The organism is Pseudomonas sp. 203-8, assembly GCF_020708595.1.
In the GTDB taxonomy this organism is placed as follows: Bacteria; Pseudomonadota; Gammaproteobacteria; order Pseudomonadales; family Pseudomonadaceae; genus Pseudomonas; species Pseudomonas aeruginosa.
On record NZ_JAJFDF010000004.1, the window covers coordinates 493,688 to 502,694 of the forward strand.

The 9,007-nt window shown below is 64.1% G+C and carries 12 protein-coding genes; 6 read left to right on the top strand and 6 right to left on the bottom strand.

What is annotated here, in order from left to right; translation table 11 throughout:
• Window positions 1-4 precede the first annotated feature (4 nt).
• Complete coding sequence (locus LJF27_RS12335; RefSeq protein WP_003114421.1) at window positions 5-973, bottom strand: enoyl-CoA hydratase/isomerase family protein; 969 nt, start codon at window positions 971-973, stop codon at window positions 5-7.
• Between the two features lie 87 nt (window positions 974-1,060).
• Here LJF27_RS12335 and LJF27_RS12340 point away from each other — a divergent pair, with 87 nt between their 5' ends.
• Both LJF27_RS12340 and LJF27_RS12345 read left to right on the top strand, forming a co-directional pair.
• Window positions 1,061-1,642, top strand: coding sequence for a TetR/AcrR family transcriptional regulator (locus LJF27_RS12340; protein ID WP_003090825.1), 582 nt, complete (start codon window positions 1,061-1,063; stop codon window positions 1,640-1,642).
• 341 nt (window positions 1,643-1,983) lie between these two features.
• Entirely contained in the window at window positions 1,984-2,883 is a 900-nt protein-coding gene (locus LJF27_RS12345; protein WP_003119903.1) for a Dyp-type peroxidase, read from the top strand.
• 47 nt (window positions 2,884-2,930) lie between these two features.
• Here the strand turns inward: LJF27_RS12345 and LJF27_RS12350 are convergent, their stop codons facing one another.
• Window positions 2,931-3,626 carry an alpha/beta hydrolase gene (locus LJF27_RS12350; RefSeq protein ID WP_003090823.1) on the bottom strand — a complete coding sequence of 232 codons (696 nt, stop codon included), beginning with the start codon at window positions 3,624-3,626 and terminating at the stop codon, window positions 2,931-2,933.
• A 348-nt stretch (window positions 3,627-3,974) separates the two neighbouring features.
• Between LJF27_RS12350 and LJF27_RS12355 the strand changes: the two genes are divergently transcribed.
• Window positions 3,975-4,166 carry a hypothetical protein gene (locus LJF27_RS12355; protein ID WP_003099127.1) on the top strand — a complete coding sequence of 64 codons (192 nt, stop codon included), beginning with the start codon at window positions 3,975-3,977 and terminating at the stop codon, window positions 4,164-4,166.
• A 14-nt stretch (window positions 4,167-4,180) separates the two neighbouring features.
• Here LJF27_RS12355 and LJF27_RS12360 read toward each other — a convergent pair whose 3' ends face one another.
• Window positions 4,181-4,369, bottom strand: a complete 189-nt coding sequence (locus LJF27_RS12360; RefSeq protein WP_003090821.1) for a hypothetical protein — start codon at window positions 4,367-4,369, stop codon at window positions 4,181-4,183.
• 269 nt (window positions 4,370-4,638) lie between these two features.
• Between LJF27_RS12360 and LJF27_RS12365 the strand changes: the two genes are divergently transcribed.
• Both LJF27_RS12365 and LJF27_RS12370 read left to right on the top strand, forming a co-directional pair.
• Entirely contained in the window at window positions 4,639-4,848 is a 210-nt protein-coding gene (locus tag LJF27_RS12365; protein ID WP_003090820.1) for a hypothetical protein, read from the top strand.
• Between the two features lie 111 nt (window positions 4,849-4,959).
• Window positions 4,960-5,304 (top strand): cupin domain-containing protein, encoded by a 345-nt coding sequence (locus tag LJF27_RS12370; protein ID WP_023116947.1) that lies wholly within the window; start codon window positions 4,960-4,962, stop codon window positions 5,302-5,304.
• A gap of 42 nt (window positions 5,305-5,346) precedes the next feature.
• Here the strand turns inward: LJF27_RS12370 and LJF27_RS12375 are convergent, their stop codons facing one another.
• Both LJF27_RS12375 and LJF27_RS12380 read right to left on the bottom strand, forming a co-directional pair.
• Entirely contained in the window at window positions 5,347-5,718 is a 372-nt protein-coding gene (locus tag LJF27_RS12375; protein ID WP_003116594.1) for a hypothetical protein, read from the bottom strand.
• A gap of 156 nt (window positions 5,719-5,874) precedes the next feature.
• On the bottom strand, window positions 5,875-7,152 hold the full coding sequence (locus tag LJF27_RS12380; RefSeq protein WP_003099122.1) for an OprD family porin: 1,278 nt from the start codon (window positions 7,150-7,152) through the stop codon (window positions 5,875-5,877).
• Window positions 7,153-7,516: 364 nt separating this feature from the next.
• Here LJF27_RS12380 and LJF27_RS12385 point away from each other — a divergent pair, with 364 nt between their 5' ends.
• Window positions 7,517-7,831, top strand: a complete 315-nt coding sequence (locus LJF27_RS12385; protein ID WP_003090814.1) for a hypothetical protein — start codon at window positions 7,517-7,519, stop codon at window positions 7,829-7,831.
• Between the two features lie 210 nt (window positions 7,832-8,041).
• Here LJF27_RS12385 and LJF27_RS12390 read toward each other — a convergent pair whose 3' ends face one another.
• Entirely contained in the window at window positions 8,042-8,929 is an 888-nt protein-coding gene (locus tag LJF27_RS12390; RefSeq protein ID WP_003099119.1) for a LysR family transcriptional regulator, read from the bottom strand.
• Between the last annotated feature and the right edge of the window lie 78 nt (window positions 8,930-9,007).

Sequence of the window (9,007 nt, forward strand, 5' to 3'; positions counted from 1 at the left end):
CAGATCACCTGTAGGCCATGTCGATGGCGTTGCCTTCGGTCAGGTCGTCAAAATCCGCACGGCGGAAAGGGCGCTCTTCCCGGGTGATGGTGCGCACCCGTTCGATGTATTCGCGCATGGCGCGGCGGGTATTGCCCTGGGAGGCGGCGGAGAGGAAGCCGGCCTTTTCGCTGGCCATGCCCTCCGTCCAGTCGCGGGAAGCCGCCTGGTAGATCGAACGCTTGATCAGGCGCACCGCTTGCGGTGAGCGCCGGGACAGGCGTTGCGCCAGCGCGTCGGCGGCTTCCAGTAGCTCCTCCGCTGGCGCCAGCCCGTTGACCAGGCCCAGCGCAAGGGCCTGGCGCGGCTCCAGCAGTTGCCCTTCCAGGCACAGCTCCAGGGCCCTGGCTACGCCCAGGCTGCGCGCCAGCATCTGGGTGCCGCCGCCTCCCGGTATCAGGCCGATGAGTACTTCCGGCTGGCCGAGGAAGCGTTCCACTTGGTCGTCCTCGGCCATCAGGCGCAGGTCGCAGGCCAGCGCCAGCTCGCAGCCGCCACCCAGGGCCAGGCCGTTGATCGCGGCGATGAACACCTTGTCCATGCGGCGCATGTGCGCGGTGACCTCATGGAACAGGTTCATGTCGGCGACGCCTGCCAGCAGGGTGCGCCGCAGCAGCTTCCTCGCCCCAGGCAAGTGGCGCAGGAGGCTTTCGCTTTCCAGCAGCAGGCGTGTCAGCCAGGCCGGCATGGAAAAGGTGATGGGGGCGACGGCGCGCTCGATCTCGTCGACGTCGAAGTGGGTCAGGAAGACCCCGTCCGCCGCTCCGGAAAGGATGACGGCGCCGATGTCCTGGCGTTGCTCAAGGTCTTCCAGCAGGTCGGCCAGCTCCTGCATCACCGCCGTGGTGAGGAAGTTCGCCGGGGGATTGTCGAGCAGGACTTGCAGGACGCGTCCTCGTTGTTCTATGCGCAGGTGTCGCGGTGCTAGAGTCATTGCGGCTTCCTCATTGGATAGCGAGCGTTATATAAAGATCATTATCCAATGTGACGACATCGTCTCCCCAACCAACGGATAGTCGGCATGCGCTACAAACCGGAACAGAAACAGGCCACCCGCGCCCTGCTGTTGAGCAAGGCCGCTCCGCTGGTGAAGCGCCAGGGCTTCGCCAGCACCGGCCTGGACACCTTGATGAAGGCGGCTGGTCTTACCACCGGGGCGTTCTACTCGCAATTCTCCAGCAAGGCGGAGTTGCTCGAAGCGATCCTGCAGCGCGAGCTGAGCGCCCAGCACGATGCCTTTCCGCTGGACAGCCTGGAGCAACTGGCCGGCGCCACCCGTCTCTACCTCAGTCGCGGTCATGCGCAGCATGCCGACATGGGCTGCCCGATTCCGGCGCTGGCCGCCGAGGTGGGCCGGGCAGGGCCCGAGGTGCGGGAAACCTTCGAACGCGCCCTGGAACAGCGGCAACGGCGGCTGGCCGAACTGATGGGCGACGAGAACCGGGCCTGGGTGCTCACCTGCCTGTCGGTCGGCGCGGTGCTTCTCGCGCGTGCCCAGGCGAGCGAGGTGGCGCGCGACAAGGTCCTGGATGCGGCGCTGGAGCATGCGCTGGGCCTGCTTTCGGCGAGCGGAGCGGTTTCGCCGCAAGCGGACCGGGACTGATTGCACAACTGCAATGTTCGGCGTCTAGCGTCAGGCTTTCCCTCCGACAGGTAAGCCCATGAACGCCCATCATCTCGAACTCGCCAAGGCCCTGCTGGTGTTTGCCCTTGCCGTCGCCGGCCTGGTGGTCGGTCTCATGCCGATGGAGTTCTGAGCGACGCAGGTTCGACTTCGCGCTTTTCCCTCGTCTTCGAGTGGTCTCTGGCGTTGCACCGGTTTAGGATGCGCGGGTATTTCGGAGCCGCTTCGCTTGGCGTCGCCCGCCGCTGCGCTCCGAAACCGAGCATTGCTCGAACCAGAACGAGATCGAAGGTGCATCGCCACGAGCGGCGCACGGCCTGATGATAGATGGAGGCAACATGAGCGCGGCTCAGCCAGGCATTCTCACCCCGATTCCGGTGGTGGGTCGCTACCTGTTTTTCAGCATTTCCCAACCCGAGCAGGTGGCCGCGACCTTGGCCAGCCTGGCCGCGGCCACCGATGGTTACCAGCTGGTGGTGGGTATCGGCCATTCGCTGATGCTCAGCCTCGGCAAGACCGTCGAGGGCATGAAGGACTATCCGGTGCTCGCCGCGCCCGGCATCGACCTGCCGTCCACGCCCTCCGCGCTGTGGTGCTGGCTGCGCGGCGAGGATCGCGGCGAGGTGACGCTGCGCTCGCACGCGCTGGAACGGTCGCTGGCGCCGGCCTTCCAGCGGACCGGCGCGGTGGATGCGTTCCTCTACGGCGAGGACCGCGACCTGTCCGGCTACAAGGACGGCACCGAGAACCCCAAGGGCGATGCGGCGCTCGAAGCCGCGCTGGTCTCCGGGCGCGGTGCGGGCCTGGATGGCGGCAGTTTCGTTGCTGTCCAGCAGTGGCTGCATGACTTCGACCGGATGCAGGCGATCCCCGGCGAGGAGATGGACAACATCATCGGCCGCCGCAAGTCCGACGATGAAGAACTGGAAGACGCGCCGGCCTACGCCCACGTCAAGCGCACCGAGCAGGAAAGCTTCGAGCCCGCCGCGTTCCTCCTGCGGCGCGGCGCGCCCTGGTCCGACGAGCACCGCGCGGGGCTGTTGTTTGCCGCCTTCGGCCGCTCGTTCGAGGCCTTCGAGGTCCAGTGGCTACGGATGATCGGCGTGGAAGACGGGGTGCTCGATGGCCTGTTCCGTTTCACCCGGCCGATCAGCGGCAGCTACTTCTGGTGTCCGCCCATGGCCGACGGCCGCCTCGACCTGTCCGCCCTCGGCCTCTGAGCCCGCCGCGGCAGCAGGCCAGGCCTGCTGCCGCGTCCTGCGCGGCGCTAGTGGGCGGTGGCCACGGCGGCCTCGTCGATCAGCGCCGCTACTTCTTTCGCTCGCGAGGCCAGTGACGCGTGGCTGGCATCGAGGGTGACGATCTTCCTCGGTGCGATCCGCGCGGCCATCCGCTCTTGGTTCTCCGGCGCAATCATGCGATCGGCGCTGGAAATCTGGTACCAGGAGGGCTTGCTCTTCCAGGCCGGGCTGCCGATGGCATCGCCGAAAGTGCTGGCCAGCGGAGCCTTCTGGGTGATGCCCATGACCAGCCCTTCGTCCGCAGCGAGATCCTGGCAGAAGCTTTCGTGGAACCTGTCCGCCTTCACCCAGAGATAGCCATCGCTGTCCGGCGCCAGGTTCGCTGCGGCCAGGGGCAAGTGCTCCTGGGTGATGCCACCGGGACTTTCGCCGCTGTCGGGGGCGAAGGCGGCGATATAGACCAGCCCGACCACATTCGGCTGGTTGCCGGCCTCGGTGATCACCGCGCCGCCATAGGAGTGTCCGACCAGCAGGACCGGCCCCTGTTGCTGCGCGATCATCTTGCGCGTCCGCTCGGCATCGTCCGCCAGCGAGGTCAACGGTAGTTCGACGGCATGCAGGTTGTCGTGGCCGAGGCGTTTCAGTTCGAGAATGACCTTGCTCCAGTGGGCGGCGCCGCCCCAGAAGCCGTGGACCAGGATGATCGCAGGCAGGTTGCTCATCGTGTTGCTCCCTTGTGGGTGAGGGTTGCTGGCATGAGACATCGCCCGGCGAGCATACGAGGTCGCGATGGGCGGGCGATAGCGGGAGGCGAGGACGTTCGTCGAAAAGAACAACTCCTTGTTCCGGTAGGCGACGTGATATCGGCACGGCGGTATGTTGCAAGTCCGGACCCGACCGATCGGGTTGTCGCGACGGGCATGGAGGGGTGATCGGTCGGTCGGGTTCGCGTCTTTTCGGGGCACCCGAATCTGAAAAAATCTTGCTTCTCGCCATACCGGGGGAGCGGGGCGGGTAGATTTTCTTTCGAATCCTTCACTTTCTACCCGGTCATGGAAAAAGCTCTGAAATTGGCGTCATGCCTCTACGGCCTGCTGATCCTGCTCAGCCTGGCGATGGTCGCCTTCCTCAGCCAGTTTCCGTTTCTCCTCAGCTCGGGAGCGGAAAACCTCTCGATGTCGATCCTGCCGCTGCTGATCCCGCTGATGGTCGGGCTGGTCGTCTGCGAGGCGGTGCGGGCGGTGGTGCCGAAGAAGCGCTAGGCGCGGTGCCGGGATCAGCGGCCAAGAATGCGCTGGCGGCGCAGCCGGTACTGCTCGTAGGGAAGGCCCTGGCGGTTCAGCTCTTCCAGCTGGCGTTCGCTGGCGCTGCGGGAAAACGATTCCTCGACTATCGAGTCCGGCGTGACAGGCTGTGCGCAGGCGCTGACCAGCAGCACACCCAGGACCAGGGCAATGCGTGGCATGCGATCTCCATGGACTACGGCAGAAGGGAAAAAAAGGCCATTACCAAGCGGGGGGAGGGTTGGTAATGGCCTGTACAAGGGACATTTGCCAGGCCTTGGGGATCTGGCGAAAAAGACGATATCAAGGGGGAATTTGATTAGCCAGCTAACAAAGTGGAATGAAGTTTTGCGGCAGGCGTAACAATTCTGTCCGAATCGTCATTCTTGCGTCACCGCCGGGACAGAGCGGTTTCGGCAGACTGCGGGGGAGTCGCCGAAGGAGATTCGTCGTGGACGATACGCTCAGATTCGCCTCGCGCTTGTGCAAGTTCATCGTCGCCGCCAGCTTCCTGCTCGTGGCGGTCGCCAGCCTTTGCCTGTGGTGGACGGGCCAGGCCTACGAATACGCGGCGCTGGCATTCTTTCCGTTCGCCGTACCCATGCTGCTGCTGATCATGGTCTGCGACCTGCTGGCAGCGCTGAATGGCAGGCGTCGCTGAGCGCACGGGCTGCCTAGCGCTTTCAGCTAGGCGGATGTCGAACCCAGACAACCGGCGCCCCGCGCGTGGCCCTATGGTGAGGCATTCATCCACTGCCTTCCTGGAGCGACCATGTCAGATTTCATCACCGTACTGCGCGATACCTGTCCCGTACCCGTGCTGGACGCCACCAAGTGGAAGCGGATCGACGGCGATCCGCATACCGTCAACCTCAACGCATACGCCTCGGCGGACGGCAGCAAGCTGATGGGCACCTGGATCTGCACGCCGGGCAAGTGGGAGGTGAACTACGAACGCTGGGAGTTCTGCCACTTCCTCGACGGCTACTGCATCATCACCCCGGAAGGCGAGCAACCGGTGCACCTGAGGGCGGGCGACGTGTTCGTCATCGAGCCGGGCCTGCGTGGTACCTGGGAGGTAGTGGAGACGGTGCGCAAGCACTTCGTCTTCGCCTGACGGTATTGCCGCACGTCCGGGATGCCTGCCGGACGTCGCGCCTCAGTCCTGGTGGACGATGCGGCGGATGGTGCCGCCGCAGGACTGGTAGCAACTGCGGTACTCGTCCTGGCAGTCGTCGCCGAAATCGAAGTTGCGCTGCGGGTAGGGGCAGGACTTGCGCTTCTTCTTGTCGCTGTTCTGCATGCAGTAGTTGTAGGCCGTGCTCTGCGCCTGGTAGAGCGCCTCGTCCTGGCGCTGCTGCAGCTTGGTGAGGGTCTTGCACTGGCGCTTCTCGGCATTGCACTGGCTCACGCAGTGCAGGCCGGCATCGCTGGTCGGCGGAATGTAGGAGTAGCTGACGCTAGGGCCGCAACCGCCGAGCAGCAGGGCAAGACCGAGGAGGGGGAGCAGAAGGTGTTTCCGGAACGGCATTGTCGATATCGATAAGCAATGGCAAGCGAGAGCGAATGCTATCACTGGCTTTCCGAAGCTGTACGGCTCTACCCGATAAGGTTGAACTGGCGCACGAAACGCAAAAAAGAAAACCCCGGGACTGGCCCGGGGTTCTCGTCGCGCTCGCAGGTTCGATCAGAACACGCTGAACGGGTACTCGACGAAGGCACGGATTTCGTTGCCGTCGTCGTTGTACGAGCGGGCGTCGTTGGAGACACGCAGGAACGAGCTGCGCAGACGCAGGGTGAGGTCCTTGGCCGGACCGCTCTGCACCACGTACTGGACCTGGTTGAAGATCTCGCGCTCCTTGCCGTTGCTGGTCTCGGCGGTCTTGATGTTGTCGCCGCGCACGTAGGCTACGCGGTAGGTCAGGCCGGGCACGCCGTACTTGGCGAAGTCCAGGGCGTAGCTGACCTGCCAGGAACGCTCGTCCTCGGCGTTGAAGTCCGACCAGTAGGAGTTGGCCAGCCAGATGGTGGTGCCGCCGTCGCCGATGCCGCCGGCGTTCTGGTACCAGCCGTAGTTGTAGCCGGTGTCGCCGGTGTTGCGCTGGTGGGCGATCATGAAGGTGTGGGCGTCGATGGTGTAGGACGCCGCCAGGCTCCAGATCTTGTTGTCGCGGTTACCGTTGAAGTTCTGGTCGGCGAAGTCGCTGTCCAGCTTGGTGCGATAGCCGTTGAAGTCGAAGTTCAGCGACTGGTCGGCCTGCAGCGGGATGGTGTAGTTCAGGTTGATGTACTGCTTCTTCAGTACGTCCTCGACGTCGGAAGCGTACAGCGAGGCGTTGAAGTGATCGGTGAAGGCGTACTTGCCGCCGAACACGTTGATGCTCTTCAGGCCGCCGCTGTCGCGCCCTTCGGCGCTCTTGCGGGATTCCGCGGTGAAGCGACCGGCGTTCAGCTCCAGGCCCTCGATCTCCTTGGAGGTGATCAGGGTGCCGCTGTAGCTTTCCGGGAGCAGGCGCGAGTTGTCGTAGCTGAGCACCGGCAGGCTGGGCATCTGGTCGCCGTACTTGAGCACGGTGTTGGAGATGCGGAACTTCACCGCCGCGCCGCCCTTGGACAGATCGTCCGCCGCGGAGCCGCTGTCGCCCTGCTTGAAGAAGTCGATACCGGCGGCGCCGCTACGACCCTTGCCGCCGTCCAGGCGTACCGCGTACAGGCCGAACGCGTCGACACCGACGCCCACCGTCCCCTGGGTGAAGCCGGAGGTGAAGGTGGCAGTGGCGGCCTGGCCCCACTCGGCCTTGTCCTGCCGGCCATGTTTGTAGTCACGGCTGATGTAGCCATTGCGGAAGAACAGATCGAGGTGGCTGTCCTCGACAAACCCCTTTGCTGCTTCTTGGTCATTGGCCATCGCCTGGCTTGCAGTCGCGATGCCCAGTGCCAGCAGGCAAATCCTTTTCTTCAACATCTTATTGTTCCTGGTTGTTGGCTTGATGTGCGCTGAAATTGAAGGAAGCGCAAGGTTCGAAGTGCACGGGAGTCATTTGTCCCATTTACCGTGCGTGGCGGTTCTGGATTCTTGTTTCTCCCGTTGGCGGCGCAACAATACCAGAACATTGTTCGATCCAAGAAAGCTTCGAGTCATTTGCTAATAACCAAAGTGCAAGGAAAGCCCCTTCCATCGGCTCTGAATCGGGCGTTGCCGGATCGCTTCGTCATGCGCCTGCAATATCAACCTTATCGATAAGTACCATGCCGTGAAGTCGCTGCAGTTCTCGCTTTGGGCGGTGATACCGTCGAATCGTGAACGGATCGACAAAGAGGGACGTGACATGAAGATTCTTATCGCTGTATTCGCCGCCCTGGCCCTGTCCGCCTGTGCCTCGCCTCCCGCTTCGAACGCCCCGGCGCTGGCCGCCAGCACCAGCAAGGCTCCCTACGATTACGCGATGTGCGTCTTGCCCAAGTGGCAACGCCAGGCGCCCGGCGTGGCGCTGGTGGAGGAAGGCCGCGGCTATCGCCTGGCGGACGCTGGGCAGTGGCTGGAGGTGCAGCCGGCGAGGGGTGGCAGCCTGGTGCGAATCCATGACCAGCAGCCCTGGGTCACCCGCGGGGCCTTCATCGATGCGGCCAGGACCTGTTCCTGAGCCGCGAGGAAGAGGGAAGAGCTCCGGCCCCCCTAGCATGAAGTGTCCGGAGCTCTACGGCCGCAAACGGAGGATGGCCGCAGAACGATCATCTGCCTATGGCCGGCGCTGCGCTTGATCGAGATCAAGTACTGGAGGCCGGGGAGCCGGCGTGTGCGGCGATTCGCGTGGCGGGTCTCGTTTTTTCTGTGAAGTGCATTGCATAACGCTTCAATCGGGACGGGTGGCCAGCATGCCAACCAGTTCCTGGGCGGCCTTGCGCAATGGCTGGTTTTTCAGCCAGATAGCGTGGACAGGCAGTTTCAGCTCGTTCTTGGTATTCCTGAAGTCCAGGCGTACCAGCCTTCCCGTTGCCAGCAGCGGCGCGACCCGGGACAACGGGAAATTGCCCCAGCCGATCCCCGCCTCGACCATTTCCAGCGCCGTGCCCAGGCTGTCGGTGCGCCAGCAGGCGCCGGCGATCAGCGGACGGGTGTCGGCCAACGGCAGGTCGCAACTGGCCACCAGGATCTGCCGCACGTTCACCAGCTCTTCCAGGTACAGCGCCTGCCCCGGCTTCTGCAGGGCGGGATGGCGCGGCGAGATGGTCGCGACCAGCGATTCCGCGCCGACATACTGGAAGCGCTCCTGCGGGTTCACGCTGATGCCGGCGAATCCGAAGCACAGGCTGATGCGGCCGCCATGGAGCAGGGCGAGGGCATCGTCCTGCGCCGCGCTGAGCACCTCGACATCGAGCAGCGGGTAGCGCTCGGAAAGGGTGCGGAGGGCGCCGAACAGCCGCCCGCTGTCGATGTCCGCAACCACGCCGAGCGACAGGCGGCTTTCCAATCCCTGGGAGAGTTCCAGCGCATGCACCTGCAACTGGGCGAGCTGCTCGGCGATCATCCGCGCTTGCGGTGCCAGGGCCCTGGCCAGCGCCGTAGGACGGGCTTCGCGGTGGGTTCGCTCGAAAAGGGCGAAACCCAGCTCCGCCTCCAGGTTGGCGATGCCCATGCTCACCGCCGAAGGCACTCGACCCAAGGCACGGGCGGCGCCGGAAAAGGAGCCGCGGTCGAGGACGGCGAGGAACAGCTCGATGGTATCGCTGGAAAAGTTCATGGCAATTCTCCTATCAGCAGATCTGAAAGCTGCTGACTTTTTCTGTCAAGAAAATTGATCCAACCTTGCCCGCCTTTC

What these genes read in the sequence shown, in the direction of transcription:
- LJF27_RS12335 (WP_003114421.1), bottom strand. Translation starts at nt 973, where the DNA reads ATGACTCTAGCACCGCGACACCTGCGCATAGAACAACGAGGACGCGTC.
- LJF27_RS12340 (WP_003090825.1), top strand. Translation starts at nt 1,061, where the DNA reads ATGCGCTACAAACCGGAACAGAAACAGGCCACCCGCGCCCTGCTGTTG.
- LJF27_RS12345 (WP_003119903.1), top strand. Translation starts at nt 1,984, where the DNA reads ATGATAGATGGAGGCAACATGAGCGCGGCTCAGCCAGGCATTCTCACC.
- LJF27_RS12350 (WP_003090823.1), bottom strand. Translation starts at nt 3,626, where the DNA reads ATGAGCAACCTGCCTGCGATCATCCTGGTCCACGGCTTCTGGGGCGGC.
- LJF27_RS12360 (WP_003090821.1), bottom strand. Translation starts at nt 4,369, where the DNA reads ATGCCACGCATTGCCCTGGTCCTGGGTGTGCTGCTGGTCAGCGCCTGC.
- LJF27_RS12370 (WP_023116947.1), top strand. Translation starts at nt 4,960, where the DNA reads ATGTCAGATTTCATCACCGTACTGCGCGATACCTGTCCCGTACCCGTG.
- LJF27_RS12375 (WP_003116594.1), bottom strand. Translation starts at nt 5,718, where the DNA reads ATGCCGTTCCGGAAACACCTTCTGCTCCCCCTCCTCGGTCTTGCCCTG.
- LJF27_RS12380 (WP_003099122.1), bottom strand. Translation starts at nt 7,152, where the DNA reads ATGTTGAAGAAAAGGATTTGCCTGCTGGCACTGGGCATCGCGACTGCA.
- LJF27_RS12385 (WP_003090814.1), top strand. Translation starts at nt 7,517, where the DNA reads ATGAAGATTCTTATCGCTGTATTCGCCGCCCTGGCCCTGTCCGCCTGT.
- LJF27_RS12390 (WP_003099119.1), bottom strand. Translation starts at nt 8,929, where the DNA reads ATGAACTTTTCCAGCGATACCATCGAGCTGTTCCTCGCCGTCCTCGAC.